This is a genomic window from Paraburkholderia sp. J67 (assembly GCF_905220265.1).
Classification (GTDB): Bacteria; Pseudomonadota; Gammaproteobacteria; order Burkholderiales; family Burkholderiaceae; genus Paraburkholderia.
This window is the reverse complement of the sequence record NZ_CAJMZK010000010.1, coordinates 80,287-99,880: the sequence shown is the minus strand read 5'-3', so window position 1 is coordinate 99,880 and position 19,594 is coordinate 80,287. Positions and strand designations below refer to the sequence as shown.

The following is a 19,594-nucleotide window of genomic DNA, read 5'->3' as shown; positions in this document are numbered from 1 at the left end:
GTCGTCTTGAAAAAAATGTTCCAGCCCGCGGGTGAAAGCTAGAATGCCGGGTTTGCCGCGCAGCGCGCCAGTTCGACCCGGCTGCGCCGCCCTCATCCCGACGAAGGAACCCGACATGAAAGACCCGCTCAGCCGCGACCGCGAGATTGCCGCCCGTGCCGACGACGCAGCCGAATCGTCCGGTGACGCGCAGATCGTGAGCGCGCTCGCCCGGGGCATCCGGATCCTGCAATGCTTTTCGATGGGGGCCTCGGAGCTGTCGGCGCGCGAGCTGGTAGAGCGCACCGGGTTGCCCAAGCCCACGGCGCTGCGGCTCATCAATACGCTGGGCGAGTTTGGCCTGTTGCGCTACTCGGAGCGCATTTCGAAGTACGTGCTGGGCACCGAGATGCTGAGTCTCGCCGCACCGGCGCTCGGCCGCATGACGATCCGCCAGATCGCGCGGCCGATGATGCAGGAGCTGGCCGATTACTGTCACGGTCAGGTGTCGCTCGCGGTGGGCTACCGGCTGAACATGGCCTACACGGAAGTGATCCAGGGGTCGGGCAGCGCGGTGTATCGCTCGGAGATCGGCACGCGGCTGTCGCTGTCGCGCACGGCGTCGGGCCGCGCGTATCTGTGGACGGTGCCAGCCGCGGCGCGCGAGCAGTATCTGCAGGAGACGCTGGCGCGCGATCCGGCCAAGGGCGAGTTGCTCGCCCAGCGCCTCGCGCAGGCGCAGCAGGAGTTGCGTGAAATGGGCTGCACGGTGTCGCACGGCGACATGCAGCGCGAGATTCATTCGGTGGCGATTCCGCTGGCGTCGCCCATCGACGACGAGTACTGGGTTTTCAGCTGTTCCATTGCAGTATTCAATCTCAGCGGCAACCAGTTGACCGATGACATCGCCCCACGGCTGATGTCGCTGGTCAGGCGCGTGGAGGCAGCGCTCGGCAGCATGACTGGGGCCGCGCACGACATGGAGACAAGACCGTGGAGCGTGTCCGCGAATTAGCAGTCGCTACACCCGGCAAAGAGGCTTTGCGCTTTGCCGACACCAACGAAATCCTCACTTACGCCACACTGAACGAACGCGCCGACCGGGTGGCGCACTGGCTGATCGGCCTTGGCCTGCAACCCGGCGACGGCATCGCGCTGCTGTTCGAGAACCACCCGACGCTTGCCGTCATCGCCGTCGGCGCCGAGCGCGCCGGTCTCTACTACACCCCCATCAGCATCCAGTTGAAAACGCGCGAGGCGGCCCACGTCCTGCGCGATTGCGGCGCGCGCGTGCTGATCGTCTCACACGCACTGCATGAGCTTGCGCAGTCGCTGGTGGCCGAAGGCGCCACGCAAGACGTCGCCTGCTTCATGGCCGAGGCGGGCGATGCCCAGACGCCACCGGGCTTCGCTTCCCTCGATGCCGCGCTCGCTTCTGTGGACATCCGCGAGCCCTTGCCCGAGCGCCCTCAAGGCCGCGATTTCCTCTATTCCTCCGGCACCACGGGCCTACCCAAAGGCATCCTCAAACCGCTCATCCCGTGGGAGGAGCGCACACTCGACGACACCGAAACCGCGTCATGGCGCAAGAGCTTTGGCTTCGACGAGAACGCAATCTATCTGAGCACCGCACCGCTCTATCACGCCGCGCCGCTGCGCTATCTCGTGCGCATGCTGCGCGTGGGCGGCCAGACCATCGTGCTGCGCAAGTTCGACCCCGAAGCCGCGCTCGATGCGATCGCGCGCTATCGCGTGACACATAGCCAGTGGGTGCCGACCATGTTCGTGCGCCTGCTCGCGCTGCCCGAAGCGGTGCGCCGGCGCTACGACGTGAGCAGCCTGAAAGTGGCGATCCATGCCGCCGCGCCCTGCCCGCCGCTCGTCAAACAGCAGATGATCGACTGGCTCGGCCCCGTGATCTACGAGTATTACGCGGGTTCGGAAGGCGTGGGGCTCACCGCCATCGGCGCGCAGGAATGGCTCGCGCATCGCGGCTCGGTGGGACGCGCGAAATTCGGCAAGCTGCATATCGTCGATGATGAGGATCACGAACTGCCAACCGGCGAGATCGGCCGCGTATTTTTCGAGGGCGGTCCGCCGTTCGAATATCACAACGACCCGGCCAAAACGCAGAGCGTGTTCAACTCGCGCGGTTGGGCCACCTACGGCGACATCGGCCATGTGGACGCCGAGGGCTATCTGTTCCTGAGCGATCGCCGCGTGGACCTCATCATCAGCGGCGGGGTGAACGTGTATCCGCAGGAAGTCGAGAACGTGCTCGCCGAGCATCCGGCGGTTGCCGACGTGGCGGTGATCGGCGTGCCGCATGCGGAGTTCGGCGAAGCGGTCAAGGCCATCGTGCAACTGCGCGAGCGCGACGCTGCCAGCCCGCACCTGGTCGAGGCGTTGCAGACGTTCTGTCGCGAGCGGCTGTCGTCGATCAAGGTGCCGCGCTCGATCGCCTTCGAGGACGCGCTGCCACGTCACGACAACGGCAAACTGCTCAGGCGAATATTGAAGGAGCGTTATCGGCAGCCCGAGCGTACCAATTAATTCGTTATCCATATCGAATAGATCAAGACAGGAGACACCCGCATGCGCAGCGTATTCCGCGAAGATCACGAGCTGTTTCGCGAGCAGGTCCGCCGCTTCATCGAGAGCGAGATCGCACCGTTTCATCAGCAATGGGAGAAGGACGGCATCGTGCCGAAGGCGGTCTGGCTGCGCGCAGGCGCGGAAGGCCTGCTGTGCTGCACGATTCCTGAGGAATACGGCGGCGGTGGCGGCGACTTCGGCCACGCCGCCGTCCTGATCGAGGAGCTCGCGCGCGTGAACGCAAGCGGTATCGGCTTTCCGCTGCATTCGGATATCGTCGCGCCCTACATCTACGCCTATGGCACCGAAGAGCAGAAGCGCGAATGGCTGCCCAAACTCGCACGCGGCGAACATATCGGCGCGATCGCGATGACGGAGCCGGGCACCGGCAGCGACCTGAAGTCGGTGCGCACCACAGCGCGGCGCGAGGGCAACGACTACGTCATCAATGGGCAGAAAACCTTCATCACCAACGGCCAGAATGCGAGCCTCGTGATCGTGGTCTGCAAGACCGCGCCGGATCTGGGTTCGAAGGGCGTCTCGCTGATCGTGGTCGAAGACGGCACGCCGGGCTTCGCCAAGGGCCGCAAGCTGGAGAAAATCGGGCTGCGCGCCCAGGACACCTCGGAGCTGTTTTTCGACGAGGTGCGCGTGTCCGTCACGCAGCGCCTGGGCGAGGAAAACGCGGGCTTTTCGTATCTCATGCGGGAGCTTGCGCAAGAGCGGCTCGTGATCGCCGTGCGCGCCGTCGCCTCGATCGAGGGCATGCTCGATCGCACGATCCAGTACACGCGCGATCGCAAGGTGTTCGGCCAGGCCATCTTCGACTTCCAGAATGCGCGCTTCAAGCTCGCGCACGCACGCGCCAAAGCCGAGATGGCGCGCGTCTACGTGGACGACTGCATCGCGCGGCATCTGCGCCGCGAACTCTCGCCTGTCGATGCTGCGATGGCCAAACTCAACGCCACCGAACTACAGAACCAGTTGCTCGACGACTTCCTGCAACTGCATGGCGGCTACGGTTATATGTCGGAGTACGTAATTGGGGGCGCGTGGGTGGATGCGCGCGTGATGCGCATCTACGGCGGCACCGACGAGATCATGAAGGAAATCATCGCGCGCACACTTTGAGCGCGAGGCGCAAGGAGGAGACCATCGAGATGATCGAACCGCTAAAAGGCGTCACCGTTGTCGAATTCGCGGGCCTGGGTCCCGCGCCGTTCTGCGGCATGCTGTTCGCGCAGATGGGCGCGCGCGTGATCCGCATCGGCCGCGCGGGCGAGGCGCTACCCGTTGGGCCGCTCGCACGCGGGCGCGAGCATATTGCGCTCGACCTCAAGCGCGCCGACGACGTGGCGCGCGCGCTCGACCTGATCGCGCAGGCCGACGCGCTGATCGAGGGCTTTCGGCCCGGCGTGATGGAGCGTCTGGGACTCGGTCCAGACGCGTGCCGCGCGCGGCGGCCCGCGCTGGTCTATGGACGCATGACGGGCTGGGGGCAAACGGGTCCGCTCGCGCAGACGGCCGGGCACGACATCAACTACATCGCGATTTCCGGTGCGCTGCACGCAATCGGTCTGGCCGATGGCGAGCCCGTCGTGCCGCTCAACCTCGTGGGCGACTTCGGCGGCGGCGGCATGGTGCTCGCGTTCGGCGTGATCGCGGCGCTGCTGCGCGCCCGCGCGAGCGGCGAAGGCTGCGTGGTGGACGCCGCGATGACCGACGGCGCAGCCATGCTGATGAGCATGATCTATGGCTTTCGCGCAGCGGGGGACTGGCAGGATGTACGCGGGAGCAACCTGCTCGACGGCGGCGCGCCGTTTTATCGCACGTATCGCTGCGCCGATGGCCGATGGATCGCCGTCGGCTGCATCGAGCCGCCGTTTTACGCGGCGTTCATGAAGGGCATCGGCGCGCAGGATCTGCTGGCGTTGCCGCAACGCGAGCGCACGCACTGGCCGCTGATCGCCCAGCGCATCGCACAGGCCGTGGCCACGCGCACACGCGACGCATGGGTCGCGCGCTTCGAGGGCAGCGACGCGTGCGTTTCGCCCGTGCTAGATCTGGCCGAGGCGCCCCGGCATGCGCACAACGCCGCGCGCGGCGCGTTCGTGGAGCAGGACGGCGCGTGGGTGCCAAAGTGTGCGCCGCGCTTCAGTGCTTGATTGAGCGCTCAAGCGCGAGCGCCAATACGGTCAAACCGTCGCCACCGCCGGTTCTGGCTCGGCCGTCAGCTTCAGCTTGCCGCTCGCCACCAGTTGCGCGAGCGGCACGGGGCGGCCCAGCAAAAATCCCTGCACTTCGTCGCAGCCTTCGCCCGCCAGCAGGTCGAGCTGGTCCTGGGTTTCGATGCCCTCGGCCAGCACGGGAATGCCCAGACTCTTGCCGAGTGCGAGCACGGCGCGGATGATCGCCGTCGCCTGGCGGCTCGACTCGGCTTCGCTCACGAAGGACTGGTCGAGCTTGATCTTGTCGAATGGGAACGAGCGCAGCGTATCGAGCGACGAATAGCCGGTGCCGAAGTCGTCGAGCGCGAGGCTCACGCCCAGCGCCTTGATGCGCTGGAGCGTTTCGAGCGAGCGTTCGCGGTCGGCGAAGATGGTCGACTCGGTCAGTTCGAGTTCCAGGCGTGCGGGCGGCAGGCCGGTTTCCGCCAGCACCTCGGCCACGAGCGCGGGCAGGTCCGCGTGCGCGAACTGCACCGGCGAGAGATTCACGGCCACCTTGCTCGGCGGCTGCCAGGTGACGGCGCGCGAGCAGGCTTCGCGCAGCACCCACGCGCCAATCGCCAGAATCAGGCCATTTTCCTCGGCGAGCGGAATGAATACGCCGGGCGAAATGAAGCCCTGGCGCGGATGTTCCCAGCGCAGCAGCGCCTCGTAGCCGCAGATTTCGCCGCTCGCGATCGAGGTCTGCACCTGGTAGTGCACGCTCAGTTGGCCGCGCGCGAGTGCATCGCGCAGGTCGGCCGCGAGCGTGCGACGCGCGCGCGCCGTCTCGTCCATCTTCGGCTCGTAGAAGCACACCGAGCGCGTGAGATCGGCCTTCGCGCGGTACATCGCGAGATCGGCGTTATTGATGAGCACGGTCTGGCTGGTGGCGTCGTCGGGGTAGATCGCCACGCCCATGCTCGCGCCCGACATCACTTCCCAGTCGTCGTAGCGGATCGGACGGAACAGCGCCGCCTCCAGCCGGCCGAGGAAATCGTCGAGTGTTTCACGGCGCGTGAAGCGGCGCAACGCGACGAACTCGTCGCCGCCCACGCGCGCGACGAATTCGTCGTCACGTACGAGGCTCTTGAAGCGCAGCGCCAGGATGCGCAGCACTTCGTCGCCGGCGTGATGGCCGCGCAGGTCGTTGATGTCCTTGAAGCGATTCAGGTCGATGTTGACCAGCGCGAGCTTGCCGCCGTGCGCTGCCGTGCGTGTGATTTCGGCGTCGAGCCGTTCCTTGAAGCCTGCGCGGTTCGGCAGGCCGGTGAGCATGTCGGAGAGCGCCATGTTGCGCAGATGTTCGACCGACTCGGCACGCACGCTATCGTCGAGCAGATAGCTCACGAGACCCGCGCCCGCGATGATAAATGCCATGCCCGCCACCGCCAGCGCGAGCGCCTGAAGCGCGGCGGGATCGGCGGAACGCGCGTCGATCGCAAGCGGTTCGACCTGAAACGCGCTCATGCCGATGAAGTGCAGCGTGGCGATGGCGGCAGCCAGCAGCGCCGCCACCGTGCCCACCTGGGCGCGCGTGCCGGACACGCGAATGAACGAATGGCTTTCGTTGTGCGCGTTGCGAGGGCGCTGCGAGGCGCGCTCGAACGCCAGCGCGCTGAGCGCGACCGAAAGTGCGATCGAGACCACGAGATACGGCCGGTTCCAGCTAACGATGCCGTCGACGCGGTAGGCCATCATGCCGATGTAGTGCATGAGCGTGATGGCCAGCCCGACCAGCGCGCCGCCGATCACGGGCGCGGCGCGCGTGAAGCCGCTGCACGCCACGAAGATGCCAAGGAAGCTGCCGCCCAGCGCGATCAGCAGGGAAACAATGGTCAACACCGGATCGAAGCTCACGGGCACGCCCGGCTCGTAGCCGAGCATGGCGACGAAGTGCGTGCACCAGATCGCCACGGCCGCCGTGGTGGCCCCGAGGAACTGCCAGCCCGCGCATTGCAGTCCGCGCGTGGCGAACGCGCGCCGCACGAGGCGCGCGGTCACCCACGAGCCCACGCCACAGATCAGCACGGCCACGAGAACGAGCCACGGGTTGTGCTTGTAGACGATGCAGCCCAGCACGTTCGTCACGGGAAGGCCTCCTTTGAGCCTGAGTAAATAAGCGATGTTTCTCGCGCAAACCGGCTATTGCGGCCGGCTTGCGCGGCGCGCGCGACGATAACACGGCAAAACACCGCAAGGTGAAGCCGCAGCGGCAGTCGAAGCGGGGAGTCCGGAACGGGCGAGCCATGCGCGGCGCGCACGCGGCCCGTTCGCCAGTCTACGGCAGGTATGCGCCATAACTTTATAAAGCCCCTTTTTTATTCGAGTATTTGCAAACGTCGAGCGGTTTATTTAGACGATTTGCCTGGATTTTTCATCGATAGCGGCGAAAAACGCCATGCGGCAGCGGCCGTTGCCGATTCTTCATTAGAATCGGGCTCCTTAGCGAATGGACTTGAGCGGACTCGAGCGGATTATCTGCGCATTTTCTGCGCATTTTCTGTTTACGCTCGCTGCCCACCTCTTGAGCGACTGACTTCCTGCCAGGGATGTGACTATGCCGCGCGACATCAATGCCTCCCGCTCCCGATTGGCGCCCGTACACTTCGTTCGTCGCGCGCTGTTCGCGCTCGGCGTGGCCGGCTTGCTGGCGGGGCAGATGGCGTGCGCCTCGGCGGCGGATGCAGGCGAAGCTGCGCCCTGGCACGTGGGCCTCGCCTCGCGCTCGTTCCACCCCGCCGCCGAACGCAACTGGCGCGGCGCCGCCAGCGAACAGCTCGTCACGCAGGTCTGGTATCCCGTCGCGCCGGATACGCCATACGCGCCGAATACGCCTGAATCACCCGAATCGCCCAGGCCGCCGCACGACACCGCCTCGTCGGGCGAGCCGGTGTTTCGCCACCTGAGTGTCGCCAGCAACGCCCCGCTGGCCGGCGACGCGGGCGCACGCTATCCGCTCGTGCTGCTTTCGCACGGCACGGGCGGCACCGCCAACGATCAGGAGTGGCTCGCCGGTGCGCTCGCCGCGCACGGCTATATCGTGGCGGCCGTCAATCATCCGGGCAACAACCTGCTCGCGCCGCTCACGCGCGAAGGGTTCCTGCTCTGGTGGGAGCGCGCGACCGATCTGAGCAACGTGCTGGACGCGCTGCTCGCCGATCCGCAGTTCGGGCCGCATATCGACCGCTCGCGCATCGGCGCAGCGGGATTCTCGCTGGGCGGCTATACCGTGCTGGAACTCGCGGGCGCGCGCACCGACGTGCAAGCCTTCGACGCCTTCTGCCACTCCCCGGCCGCCGACGCCATCTGCCATCCGCCCGAAGTGAAGCGTCTGGCCGGCGCCGCCAGCGCCGTCGCCGCGCCGCCCACGCCGGCCATGCGCGACTCGCTCGCGCACTCGGGCGACTCGTTGCGCGACGCGCGCGTGCGCGCCGTATTCGCAATCGCGCCGGCCTTGGGCGAAGCCTTCGACGCCCAGTCCTTCAAGGACGTGACGATTCCGGTCGCCCTTATGGCGGGCACGGCCGATATCACCGTGCCACCCGACACCAATGTGCGGCGCATCGCGGGCTTTCTGCCACAAGCCAGCCTGACGATGGTGCCGGATGCGTCGCACTACACCTTTCTCGCGACCTGCCTGCCGGGCGCGGTCGAGCGGCTCGCGCGCGTCTGCAAGGATGGCCCTGGCGTGGATCGCGACGCCGTCCATGCGCTCGCGGCCAAAGAAGCGCTGACGTTCTTTGGGCGCAACCTGGCGAACTGATTGCGCGAGCCGCCAGCTCAGATGGCCTCGTCGGTCGGTGCGAGCGTCACGCGCGTGGAGAGCCCGTTGAGCGCGATCGCGTGGATCATCGGGCTGACCGTCGTGCAGGCGTCGCTCAGCACGGTCACTTTCTTGTAGTCGTCGGCGCGGCGGGACAGGGCCGTATGCGTCACGCAGTTCTGGGTCATCATCCCGCAGAGAATCAGTTCGTCGGCGCCGAGGCGTTGCAGGGTTTCGTGCAGCGTGGTGCGCTCGAAGGCATCGGCGAAATGCTTGACGACCACCGGCGCGTCGGGCGCGGCGGCCTTGATGCGCGCGTGCGTTTCGACGCCTTCGGTGCCCGCGTTGAAGAAGGGAGAGATGCCTTTGGAGGCATCGGCCACGTGCTGGATATGGACGACCGGGATGCCTTTCGCCTGCGCCTGGGCGATGGCGCGCTCGACCGTGGCGAGCGTGGCGTCGGCGTTCCAGAGTTCGAACGCGCCGCCCGGAAAGTAGTCGTTCTGGAGGTCGATGACGATCAGCGCGGGTTGGCTCATGCGGGTGCTCCTGAGGTGAGTGGATGAAAACCGTGCCGATGGCGGATGGGTCTTTCCCGGCGGATTCGGCGCGGCGCGCACCATTGTTTCCGCGACACGACGCTCGCGCAAGACGCCAGGCCGAAAAGCCCTTCGGCACGCCCGCGCAATCCCCAATAGTACGATCGTTCTATTTTAGTGTAGGCTGACATCCTTACTCGTCACCTTCTTCGCGAGACCGCCTGCCATGTCGCTGATCTTCTCCCGCCGTGACCTGAATTTCCTGCTCTACGAATGGCTCGATGTCGAGCGCCTGACGCGCATCGCGCGCTATGCGGACCACTCGCGCGAGACCTTCGACGCCGCGCTCGACACCTGCGAGAAGATCGCCACCGACCTGTTCGCGCCGCACAACAAGAAGAACGACCAGCAGGAGCCGCACTTCGACGGCGAAACCGTCACGATCATCCCCGAGGTGAAAACGGCGCTGAAGGCGTTCTGCGATGCGGGCCTGATGGCCGCCGGCCAGGACTACGACTACGGCGGCATGCAGTTGCCCGTGGTGGTCGAAAAAGCGGGCTTTGCCTGGTTCAAGGCCGCCAATGTCGGTACGAGTTCCTACCCGTTCCTCACCATCGGCAATGCGAACCTGCTGCTCGCGCATGGCACGGAAAAGCAGATCGAGACCTTCGTGAAGCCCGAGCTCGAAGGCCGCTACTTCGGCACGATGTGTCTTTCCGAGCCGCAGGCCGGTTCGTCGCTCTCGGACGTGGTCACGCGCGCCGACTTCGAAGGCGATTCGCCGCTGGGCGCGCAATACCGCCTGCGCGGCAACAAGATGTGGATCTCGGCCGGCGAGCACGAACTGTCCGAAAACATCGTGCATCTCGTGCTCGCGAAGATTCCCGGCCCCGATGGCAAGCTCATCCCGGGCGTGAAAGGCATCTCGCTTTTCATCGTGCCGAAGTATCTCGTCAACGAAGACGGTTCGCGCGGCGAGCACAACGACGTCGTGCTCGCGGGGCTCAATCACAAGATGGGTTATCGCGGCACCACGAACTGCCTGCTCAACTTCGGCGAAGGCACGAAGTACACGCCGGGCGGACGTGCGGGCGCGATCGGCTATCTGGTGGGCGAGCCGCATAAGGGCCTCGCCTGCATGTTCCACATGATGAACGAGGCGCGCATCGGCGTGGGTCTTGGCGCGACGATGCTCGGCTACACCGGCTATCTGCATGCGCTCGACTACGCGCGCAATCGTCCGCAGGGACGCGGCATGGGCGCGGCGGGCAAGGACCCCGCTTCGCCGCAGGTCAAGCTGGTCGAGCACGCCGACGTGCGCCGCATGCTGCTCGCGCAGAAGAGCTATGTGGAAGGCGCGCTGGCGCTCAATCTGTGGTGCGCGAAGCTGGTGGACGAAGCCCGCGCCATCGACGACGACGCTGTGCGCGCGCCGCTCACGCTGCTGCTCGACCTGCTCACGCCGATCGCCAAGAGCTGGCCCTCGCAGTGGTGTCTGGCCGCCAACGATCTCGCGATTCAGGTGCACGGCGGTTACGGCTACACACGCGAGTACAACGTCGAACAGTTCTATCGCGACAACCGGCTCAATCCGATTCACGAAGGCACGCACGGCATCCAGGGGCTCGACCTCTTGGGCCGCAAGGTGACGATCAAGGATGGCGCGGCGCTCAAGCTGTTCGCGCAGCGCGTGCAGACCACGCTCGATCGCGCGCGTTCGAACGGCGAATCGCAGGACGCGGCGCATGCACGCGCGCTGGAAGCGGCGCTTGCGCGACTGGTCGATGTCACGCGCGCGCTGTGGGCGGCGGGCGACCCGAACGTCACGCTGGCCAACGCTTCGGTGTACCTGGAAGCGTTCGGTCACGTCGTGGTGGCGTGGATCTGGCTCGAACAGGCACTCACTGCGCGCGCGGCGCTCAAGCACGCACAAGGCGACGACGCCGACTTCTATCGCGGCAAGCTCGCGGCGGCTACGTACTTCTTTGCGTGGGAATTGCCGAAGACCGGCGCGCAGTTCGATCTGCTCGCGTCGCTCGACCGCACGACGCTCGATATGCAGGACGCGTGGTTCTGAGGGTGCTGATGGCCCGACCTTGAACAGGTCGGGCGCCTGGACCAGCGGGTGACCGAGTCCTTCGGTCTTGATCGTGAATGTTGTTCTTGGGTCCGCCACATTCTAGCGCCACGTCCGCGCAGGGAACCGACGGCGTGACGCCACTTGCTGGGTACATAAAAAAGCGCCATGCGGGCGCGAAATCATTCGCGCGCCCGCATGGCGCAGCGTTGCGGTGATGTAGCGGCAGCGGCCCTGAAACCGCCGCCGCCACATGCAACAACGAAAGGCTTAGAAGCGGTGACGGATACCCGTGGTCACGACGACCTGGCTGCGGCTGGTCGACGGTGCGTCGGTGCCGTTGACTTGCGCGACGTTCGTGCCGTTCGCATTGTTCGCGCCAAGCTGGAACACGCTCGCGGCATAGATGTCGGTGCGCTTCGACAGCGAGTAGTCAGCCATCAGGCTGAACTGGTTCCAGTGAGCCGAGCGGTTGTTCGAATCGCCGCTTGCCGGCGTGTTGCGCAGAGCCTGCGTGTAGGTGTACGCGCCACCCACGAAGAGCGCCGGCGTCAGATCGTAGCGAGCGTTGACTTCGATGTTGTTGTAACGCAGCGAGATGTCGTCGATACGGTCCTGGAAGCGGCTTTGCGTGGCCACCACGCCCACCAGCGCCGGGCCAAAGGCGTAGTTCGCGCCGACGCCCCAGGTACGCTGGCTCTGCATGCCGCCCAGTGCCGTCAGCACGCCCGAATTCTGGACCGCGCCATTGGGGTTGCTCTGGTTGATGGCGCCCAGATTCTGGCCCTGGACCTGAAGATAGCCCGCGGCAACCTGAAGGCCTGCGTACTTGTACCCTGCGCCCACGCTATACGCGCGGTTGTCCGCAAAGCTGCCGGCCTTGTTCGAAAAGCCATACTGGCCGCCGAACGTGAAGCCCGAGTAGTTCGCGCTCTGATACTTGACCGAGTTGTTGATGCTGAACGTGCTGTTCAGGTTGTCGTTGTCGAACGGGTGCGCGAAGTAAGTGCCGCCCCACGAGCCCGTTGCCGAGATCGGGCCGAGGTAATCAGCGACCAGATCGTATTGGCGGCCGAGCGTCAGCGTGCCGTAGTCGTTGCTCGACAGACCCACGAACGACTGGCGATTGAACAGCGAGCTCGAAACGGTGCTGCCGTTATTGACGTTAAAACCGCTTTCGAGGGTGAAGACCGCTTTCAGGCCGCCGCCGAGATCTTCCGCACCGCGCATGCCCCAACGGCTTTGCTGGACGTTGCCGCTCGTCATGCCAAACGTTGCCTTGCCGTTCGACAGGCCGTTGGGCGTGATATCCGAGGTCTTGCTGGCTTCGTTGCTCACGTAGCTCAAGCCTGCGTCGATGACGCCGTACAGCGTCACGCTGCTCTGGGCGTGTGCGCCAGTAGCCATAGCTGCCGATACTGCGGCAAAAATCAGAGTCTTCTTTTTCATCTTTCGTCCCGTAAAGAGCTTGATGGTTGAACCATGAATGCCTCATTGCGCAAGCGCCCCATTCCGGCATTCCATATCCGAAAATATGGCGGCCGGGTAAGTCCGCTCTTGCGTTGGACGAAATATAAAGATTGGTTACCCCCTCAACTACAAAGAAACATGAATAGATACTTTGATAATCTCAAATGAGTGGCTATTTTCTTATAAAAATCAAATGGATGAATAATTATTAAAATGTGTTATCTCCAATTAAAATGCACTCGATATATTTCCCTTGTTGCGACATCACAACATCGCCATCGCACCGCGAAGCAAGTTCCGCTCGCATATTTAAAGAAATATGATTGAATAAACTACAATTGATACGTCATTTTCCTTAAAATAATAAGGAATATCCCTACAATTATATTCCCCTTCACCCCGACCTTACCCGAGCCGCCATCACCCACCGTATCGTGCTGCCCAAGGCGCAGCATCTTCAACCAGTGGCGTCGTGGCAGCAGACGCACAGTTTGTTGCCTTCGGGATCGCGAAAATAGGCACCGTAATAGTGATCGTGATAGTGCGGCCTGAGGCCAGGCGCACCTTCATCCCGACCGCCATTAGCAAGTGCCAACGCGTGAACCGCGTCCACCGTTTCGCGCGTGGGCGCAAGCCATGCGACCATCTGGCCGTTGCCGCTTTGGGCTGGCTGGCCATCAAACGTGCCCCCCACGATGAAAAGCGGACGCGCCGCGCCGGGCGCCATCCATCCCGCCCAGGGATGGTCGCGCTCGCAGAATTTAAGCGTATGACCGAGCGTCGCCATGATGGGCGCATAGAACGCATAGGCGCGTTCGAAGTCGTTCGTGCCGATATAAACGTGCGAAATCATCGTATGTCCCCTGTCTTCGTTAATTGCGTCTGCGCGATAAACATCACTGACGCCGGCTTCCCGGTGCGCGGATCGAGTGGCTCGCGCAACGCGCGCAGCGTCAGCCCACTCGCGTCGAACAGCGCAATCCAGCTTTCCAGCGTGCGAAAGTACCAGGGCGGCGCGTCATCGAACGCACCGTCGATCCCCACCCACGACCCTGCGCGCCAGCCATCGACATAGGGATGATCGCCACACGCCATGAGCGGATGCAGCGTCTGCACGATGAGCGCGCCGTTCGCTTCGAGCAGCGTGGGCACTGTGCGCAGCAGATCGTCCACGCATCCGGCGCCAAGCAGCGAAAAATTGCAGACGACCACATTGGCGCGCAGTTCGAGCAAACCTCGCGCGATGTCTTCATAGGTCAGCAGTCGGGTATGGATGAGGCCCGCGGCTTGCGCGGCTGCGATCAATTCGGGCACGGCGTCCACACCCGTTACGTCGATACCGTGTCGCATCAGTTCGCAGGCGAGCCAGCCTTCGCCACAGCCGAGATCGATAACCGTGTGCGGCTTGCAGGCAAGTGTTGCGTCGAGCACGGCCGCATCGGTCGCCAGCTTGCGGCTCGCGATCGCGCCGCCGCGCACGGCGTCGATCCACGGTGCAGCGTTGCGCTGCCAGGCATCGAGGATCGCGCGATCGCTCAGGGTATGACTTTGCATGGGCCTCCTCGCATCGGTAGCCGTGTGTGGTCGCGACCCAGCGCCGCGCCGCCAGCCGTTGCGTATTATGCGCGCGACGCGGGAGGCCCCCACGCGTTGCGCCGGTTCGTACCGGTCAAGCGAGTCGCATTGACGCTCACGAGCCGAAGAACGGCACGCAGTAGTCGGGCGGGCCGACGCAATCGCCGGGGCCATTCGGTTGCGGATGCAGGTTCGCGCAGCCGGACATGGCCGCCGTGGCCACGACGCACAGCGCCGCGCGCACGAGATAAGTGACAATGCGTGATTTCATGAGATCGAAACTCGGATGATTGGCCGCGATGCGGATTCCCGCCACGACGCGCGGCCCGGCCGGCGTGACGGCTGCGTTCGATGACGCATCGGCGATGCGTCAGTGATGCGCGTAAAGCGTGCTGTTGAGCGTCTTGAGTTCGCCATCGTGTTGCGCCTGGACGAGCTCGCCGTACACCTGGGCGCGCGTGATCGATGCGCCGCCGTCGGCGTTCCAGGCGGTGCTCGCGGGCGCCGTAGCAGACGCATTCAAGGGCGCCGACACGGCTGCGGATAGCGGCGCCTCTTCGGCGTGCGGATCGCCGGGCATACCACGCGCATGGGCCAGCCCCGACATCGACACCAGTAGAACGGCGACCGCGCCACTCCAACTCTTCCTCATTTCAAGCTCCTTTCCAGCCACCTGGCCGGCGCCGTTGAACAATTCATGCGGCAAGGATAGAGGTGCGAACCTGCGTGAATATCCGCAGGAAAATGAAGAAATGTTTAATCGCCTGCTCTGCGGCAGCACGTGTTTCGATGAACGCCCGTTTTTTCAATTCGCTCAAGTGTCCTTATCATCTTGAATGACTTCACATCGCGTTGGCGGCACGCGCTGCGCCTTCCGGCTGGCTTTTAAAACACGCGGACCACAGCGCAATGCCGTGCACATGCACACTCCATCGCGCAACGAATAGCCGCAAAAAAACAACACCATCGTGCGCCAGGCGCTTGCGGCGCCGTCCAGACGGGAGCTACGCAGCACGGCGTTTTTTGAAACTCAGTCTTTCAGCTTTTCAAATTCGTCCACCAGGTGCGTTACGCATAATCGCCGCTGAACCCGGCTGATGTGCCTCCGTCGCCGGGGTTCGATTTCATGAAGCGCATGCTCTCTCACGCAACTTTTTAATGAACATCCATCAATGAAAAAAACCACTCTCGCTCTCGCGGCCACGCTGGCGTCATTCGCCTCCCTCGCACATGCACAAAGCAGCGTGACGCTCTACGGCGCGCTCGACACCTCGGTCGCGTTCTTCGGCAACCAGGCCGGCAAGAATGGTTCGGGCAATACGTTCCAGATGATGTCCGGCAACGTTTCGCCGAACCTGTGGGGCTTGAAGGGCACGGAAGATCTGGGCAACGGTCTGTCCGCGATCTTCAAGATCGAAAGCGGCTTCAATATCGACAACGGCAAGCAAGGCCAGGGCGGCCGCATCTTCGGCCGTACCGCGATGGTCGGCCTGAATTCCAACACGGCGGGCACGGTTTCGCTGGGTCGCCAGTACGACCCGCTCATCGACCTGCTCCAGCCGATGACCGACGACGTCAACTTCGGCTCCGCCTTCGCGACGCCGGGCGACATCGACAACTACGACAACAGCTATCGCACCAGCAACTCGGTCAAGTACACGAGCCCGAACATGGCAGGCCTGCAAGTGAGCGCGATGTACGCGTTCGGCGGCCAGGCAGGCAGCATCGCCGCGGGTCAGACCTGGGCAGTGGCGGCAGCCTATAACCACGGTCCGTTCGGCTTCGGCGCGGGCTACTTCAAGGCCAACAGCAACAGCGGCACGGCCGCCTCGTTCGACGGCCTGAGCCCGAATAGCGACGTCGACGTGGATTCCTCGGCCATTTCGGGCGGCTTCGTGACGGCTAACTCGCTGCAGATCATCCGCGCGGTGGGCAACTACAACTACGGTCCGTTCCAGGTGGGCCTCGGCTACAGCAACGTCGAGTACGCGAACTACGCGAGCGCAGCCGGCGCGAACAGCGACACGAAGTTCAACACGGGACAGTTCTTCCTGAACTACCAGGTGACGCCGATGGCGCTGCTGGGCTTCGGCTACAACTACACGAAGGGTAGCGGCAACGGCGTGAACGCCAGCTACAACCAGTTCAGCCTGGGCGGCGACTACTTCCTCTCGAAGCGCACCGACATCTACGTGCTCGCCGGTTACCAGAAGGCCTCGGGCCGCACGATCGACGCCGATACGGGCGCGCTCGTGAACGCCACGGCTTCGTTCGGCGACTTCGGCAACGACGCATCCACCAACAAGCAGGCGATGGCGATGGTCGGTATCCGTCACCACTTCTGATCGGACAAAAGCGACCACGATCACCCAGGCGGCGCGCGAGTCTCGCGCGCGGCTCATTCGAGCGCATGACGTCACCCGGCGGCATGCGCTTTTTCATGGTCATTCGCGACCCGTCGCCCGCGCTTGCCGGGTGATCGCGCTGGCGGGACTCGGCAGCGTCATATTCGTGCGCTATAATGCGCGGGTCTTAGGGGAGTAGTCTGCCTTGCGCGCAACGCGCGGGGCGCCGTCGTCAACATAATTGGCAGATTTGCCATGGCGCCGGCAGCCGTTCTTCGGCCTGACGAGACCTATGACGTCATCCCTTACACCCGGGCTGGGCGGGGGGATTGCGTCATTGGTCCTACCGTCCGGCCCGTGGAATGTCACTACAACAATGTCTCCCAATTCCCGCATCCACACCCCGGAGCGTGCGTCATGATCTGGACGTTCGCCCTGCTCATTGCCGCTGCCGGCATCATTTACCTGTCCTGCGAGACCTTCGTCAACGCCGTCGAATGGCTCGGTCAGAAGCTCAACATCACGCAGACAGCCACCGGCACAATCCTCGCGGCCTTCGGCACCGCCTTGCCCGAAAGCGTGGTCACGCTCGTGGCCGTGGCGTTCGGCGGCGATGCCGCGCACAAGGAAATTGGCATTGGCGCGGCCATTGGCGGCCCGCTTGCGCTTAGCACCATCGCCTACGCGGTGGTCGGCGTCGCGCTGCTCGCGACCGCCGCACGCGCAGGCCGTGCGCGCGCCGGCACCGTGGATGCCGACACACGCCGCCTGCGCCGCGACCAGCTCTGGTTCCTCGCGATCTTCGTCGCCAAGATCGGGCTCGGCCTCGTGGTCTTCCACTTCAAGCCGCTGCTCGGCATTGCGTTTCTCGCGGCCTATGCGTTCTACTGCTGGAAGGAATTGAGCGACGACGGCAGCGAAGAGGCAGACGAAGGCGGCGATCTCGAACCGCTCAAGCTGCGTCCGCATGACGCGAATCCGGCCATGGTGTGGATCGTGTTGCAGACGATCGGCGCGCTGGTCGTGATCTTTTTCGCCTCGCATCTGTTCGTGCAGCAGATCAGTGCCGTGGGTCCGTGGCTGGGCTTGAGCCCGCAGTTGACCGCGTTGCTCTTCAGCCCGATTGCCACCGAACTGCCTGAAATCATGAATGCGATTATCTGGGTGCGCCAGGGTAAGGAGCGCCTTGCGCTCGCGAATATCAGCGGCGCGATGATGATCCAGGCGACCATCCCCACTGCGTTCGGCTTGTTCTTCACGTCGTGGCACCTGGGCGCGCCGTCGATCCTCGCCGCCGTGATGACGATGCTCGCGATCCTGTTCCTGCAATGGTCGTTCCGCGCCCCGCAGGTGAAGAGCCGGCAACTCACGCATGTGGGCTGGCTATACGCGGTGTTTGCGGCGATGTTGTTTGTGATTCCGAAGTAAGGTGCGGTTTTAACGAGCACGAGCGCCGCTATCACTGAATAGTGGCGCTCACCCCCACTCCTGCTCCCGCGTACGCGCCCCCGCATAAGCCCAGCAATCGAGCGTCACACGCAAGCCCGGCCGCTCGTGCGCGAGCACGAGGCCAAAGCCGTGCATGCGCATCACCGCCTGCACCAGCGACAATCCAAGGCCCGAACCCGGCGCCTCGCGCGTGCGTTCACTGCGATAAAAGCGCTGAAAAACAGCCATGCGTTCCGCCTCGGCGATACCCGGGCCGTTGTCGCTCACATGCACGCTCGGCCCGTGCGGCCCCATCGTCACACGCAAACCCACACGCCCGCCTTCAGGCGTGAACTTGATGGCGTTGTCGAGCAGATTCGCAAGCGCCTCGAACAGCAGCGCGTAATCGGCGCGCACGAAGGCCACACGCTCAAGTTGCGGCACGAGATCGATCTGCTTTTCAGCCGCGAGCGGCTGATAGAGATCGGCCACTTCGGCGCACAGCACGTCGAGCGCGACATCGCCGAAGCCCGCACGCCGCCGCATCGCTTCGATCTCCGAAATACGTAGCATCGCCGAAAAGCGCCGCAGCACGTCGTTCACGCCGCGTGTGGCCTGATCGACAAGATTGGCGTGCTCGCCGTCGAGGCGCTCCAGCGGCACGCGCGCAAGATGCGAGCGCACGCGCACGAGCGGCGTGCGCAGATCGTGCGCGATGCCATCGCAAGCGCCCTTGACTTCGTGCATGAGGCGCGAGACTTCGTCGAGCATGTGATTGATGATCTGCGAAAGCCAGCTGATTTCATCGCGGCCGCCGTCGGGCAGGCGCGCGTCGAGATCGCCCGCCGCGATCTGCTGCGCCACGCGGCGCACCGCCTTCACGCGGCGCAACTGCGACGTGGACACGAGCACACCCACGCCGAGGCCCCCGAGCATGATCACCGCCGCGCTACCCGCGAGCCCGCCCAGCATCGTCTCGCGCAGACGCGCCATTTCTCCCACGTCGCGCGACACCACGAGCAGGTTGCCGTCCGGCAGGCGCGTAACGCGCGTGCGCAGGTACTGGGGATGCCCGGTGACGGGGCCGATCAGCAGCGGCCGGTCCCAGATGCCCGCGCCGTTCTCGGTGAGGTGATGCGGCATCCGCGCGATATCGCCAGCGAGCCAGCGGCGATCGGGCGTGAAGAGGCCATAGAAGTTCACGGGCCGCTGGATCTGGCTGCGAATATGGGCATCCAGCTGGGCCGGCACCTGCCCGGGTGCGAGCGCCGAGAAATACGCGAACTGCCAGTTGATGTTGTAGTCGGCCTCGCGCGCGGTATAGGACGCCGACTGCCAGTAATTCAGATAGACGAGCGCGGACATGGAAGCCGAGAACACCAGCGCATAGATCATCAGCAGCCGGAATGTCGTGCTGCGCCAGAGACTCATTTTCATCGTATTTCCCCGCATTGCCGCCCAGTATCGCAAACCGCACATGCACGAACATGAAAATTTATTTAACTTCGTGATGACTCGCGTGCACGGCGTAAATGCCGCTAAATAAAGTTTAATTCTTCGGCTATGACCTTGTTGTGGCACATCGTCAAAATGGGCTTTGCGGGTGGGCGATT

The 19,594-nt window shown here is 64.2% G+C and carries 17 protein-coding genes and 1 riboswitch; of the genes, 8 read left to right on the top strand and 9 right to left on the bottom strand.

The genetic code is table 11. The annotated features are described in order from the left end of the window. The first annotated feature begins 115 nt into the window (after window positions 1-115). The 4 genes from U5782_RS19720 to U5782_RS19705 are packed head-to-tail and all read left to right on the top strand — an operon-like array spanning window position 116 to window position 4,739. Complete coding sequence (locus U5782_RS19720; RefSeq protein ID WP_322045557.1) at window positions 116-994, top strand: IclR family transcriptional regulator; 879 nt, start codon at window positions 116-118, stop codon at window positions 992-994. Then, window positions 973-2,532, top strand: a complete 1,560-nt coding sequence (locus tag U5782_RS19715; RefSeq protein ID WP_322045556.1) for an AMP-binding protein — start codon at window positions 973-975, stop codon at window positions 2,530-2,532. The genes U5782_RS19720 and U5782_RS19715 overlap by 22 nt, the downstream gene beginning before the upstream one ends. Window positions 2,533-2,574: 42 nt before the next feature. Continuing rightward, a complete protein-coding gene (locus U5782_RS19710) occupies window positions 2,575-3,705 on the top strand; it encodes an acyl-CoA dehydrogenase family protein (RefSeq protein WP_322045555.1) in 1,131 nt (376 codons plus the stop codon). A 29-nt stretch (window positions 3,706-3,734) separates the two neighbouring features. Further along, window positions 3,735-4,739: a CaiB/BaiF CoA-transferase family protein gene (locus U5782_RS19705; protein WP_322045554.1), complete on the top strand. Its 1,005-nt coding sequence runs from the start codon at window positions 3,735-3,737 to the stop codon at window positions 4,737-4,739. A 30-nt stretch (window positions 4,740-4,769) separates the two neighbouring features. Here U5782_RS19705 and U5782_RS19700 read toward each other — a convergent pair whose 3' ends face one another. Continuing rightward, window positions 4,770-6,872, bottom strand: a complete 2,103-nt coding sequence (locus U5782_RS19700) for a putative bifunctional diguanylate cyclase/phosphodiesterase (protein WP_322045553.1) — start codon at window positions 6,870-6,872, stop codon at window positions 4,770-4,772. A 571-nt stretch (window positions 6,873-7,443) separates the two neighbouring features. Here U5782_RS19700 and U5782_RS19695 point away from each other — a divergent pair. Then, window positions 7,444-8,547, top strand: coding sequence for an alpha/beta hydrolase family protein (locus U5782_RS19695; RefSeq protein WP_322045704.1), 1,104 nt, complete (start codon window positions 7,444-7,446; stop codon window positions 8,545-8,547). Window positions 8,548-8,564: 17 nt separating this feature from the next. Here U5782_RS19695 and U5782_RS19690 read toward each other — a convergent pair whose 3' ends face one another. Then, window positions 8,565-9,086: a cysteine hydrolase family protein gene (locus tag U5782_RS19690; protein WP_322045552.1), complete on the bottom strand. Its 522-nt coding sequence runs from the start codon at window positions 9,084-9,086 to the stop codon at window positions 8,565-8,567. A gap of 226 nt (window positions 9,087-9,312) precedes the next feature. On the opposite strand from U5782_RS19690, the gene U5782_RS19685 reads away from it, so the two are divergent. Continuing rightward, on the top strand, window positions 9,313-11,163 hold the full coding sequence (locus U5782_RS19685) for an acyl-CoA dehydrogenase (RefSeq protein WP_322045551.1): 1,851 nt from the start codon (window positions 9,313-9,315) through the stop codon (window positions 11,161-11,163). A 270-nt stretch (window positions 11,164-11,433) separates the two neighbouring features. On the opposite strand, the gene U5782_RS19680 is transcribed toward U5782_RS19685, so the two are convergent. The 6 genes from U5782_RS19680 to U5782_RS19655 form a co-directional block, all read right to left on the bottom strand. Then, window positions 11,434-12,612, bottom strand: a complete 1,179-nt coding sequence (locus U5782_RS19680) for a porin (RefSeq protein ID WP_322045550.1) — start codon at window positions 12,610-12,612, stop codon at window positions 11,434-11,436. Between the two features lie 478 nt (window positions 12,613-13,090). Further along, a complete protein-coding gene (locus U5782_RS19675) occupies window positions 13,091-13,486 on the bottom strand; it encodes a VOC family protein (protein ID WP_322045549.1) in 396 nt (131 codons plus the stop codon). Continuing rightward, window positions 13,483-14,187, bottom strand: coding sequence for a class I SAM-dependent methyltransferase (locus U5782_RS19670; protein ID WP_322045548.1), 705 nt, complete (start codon window positions 14,185-14,187; stop codon window positions 13,483-13,485). Before U5782_RS19670 ends, U5782_RS19675 begins: the two co-directional genes overlap by 4 nt. Before the next feature lie 136 nt (window positions 14,188-14,323). Further along, on the bottom strand, window positions 14,324-14,479 hold the full coding sequence (locus U5782_RS19665; RefSeq protein WP_322045547.1) for a hypothetical protein: 156 nt from the start codon (window positions 14,477-14,479) through the stop codon (window positions 14,324-14,326). 99 nt (window positions 14,480-14,578) lie between these two features. Next, a complete protein-coding gene (locus U5782_RS19660) occupies window positions 14,579-14,860 on the bottom strand; it encodes a DUF4148 domain-containing protein (RefSeq protein ID WP_322045546.1) in 282 nt (93 codons plus the stop codon). A 43-nt stretch (window positions 14,861-14,903) separates the two neighbouring features. Beyond that, a complete protein-coding gene (locus tag U5782_RS19655; RefSeq protein ID WP_322045545.1) occupies window positions 14,904-15,026 on the bottom strand; it encodes a hypothetical protein in 123 nt (40 codons plus the stop codon). Between the two features lie 354 nt (window positions 15,027-15,380). Here U5782_RS19655 and U5782_RS19650 point away from each other — a divergent pair, with 354 nt between their 5' ends. Continuing rightward, complete coding sequence (locus tag U5782_RS19650) at window positions 15,381-16,553, top strand: porin (protein ID WP_322045544.1); 1,173 nt, start codon at window positions 15,381-15,383, stop codon at window positions 16,551-16,553. 175 nt (window positions 16,554-16,728) lie between these two features. Next, window positions 16,729-16,920: riboswitch (yybP-ykoY riboswitch) on the top strand. A gap of 50 nt (window positions 16,921-16,970) precedes the next feature. Next, the gene (locus U5782_RS19645) at window positions 16,971-17,981 is read left to right on the top strand and encodes a sodium:calcium antiporter (RefSeq protein ID WP_322045543.1); all 1,011 of its coding nucleotides are present in this window, start codon (window positions 16,971-16,973) and stop codon (window positions 17,979-17,981) included. A gap of 48 nt (window positions 17,982-18,029) precedes the next feature. On the opposite strand, the gene U5782_RS19640 is transcribed toward U5782_RS19645, so the two are convergent. Further along, window positions 18,030-19,418 carry a HAMP domain-containing sensor histidine kinase gene (locus U5782_RS19640; RefSeq protein ID WP_322045542.1) on the bottom strand — a complete coding sequence of 463 codons (1,389 nt, stop codon included), beginning with the start codon at window positions 19,416-19,418 and terminating at the stop codon, window positions 18,030-18,032. Between the last annotated feature and the right edge of the window lie 176 nt (window positions 19,419-19,594).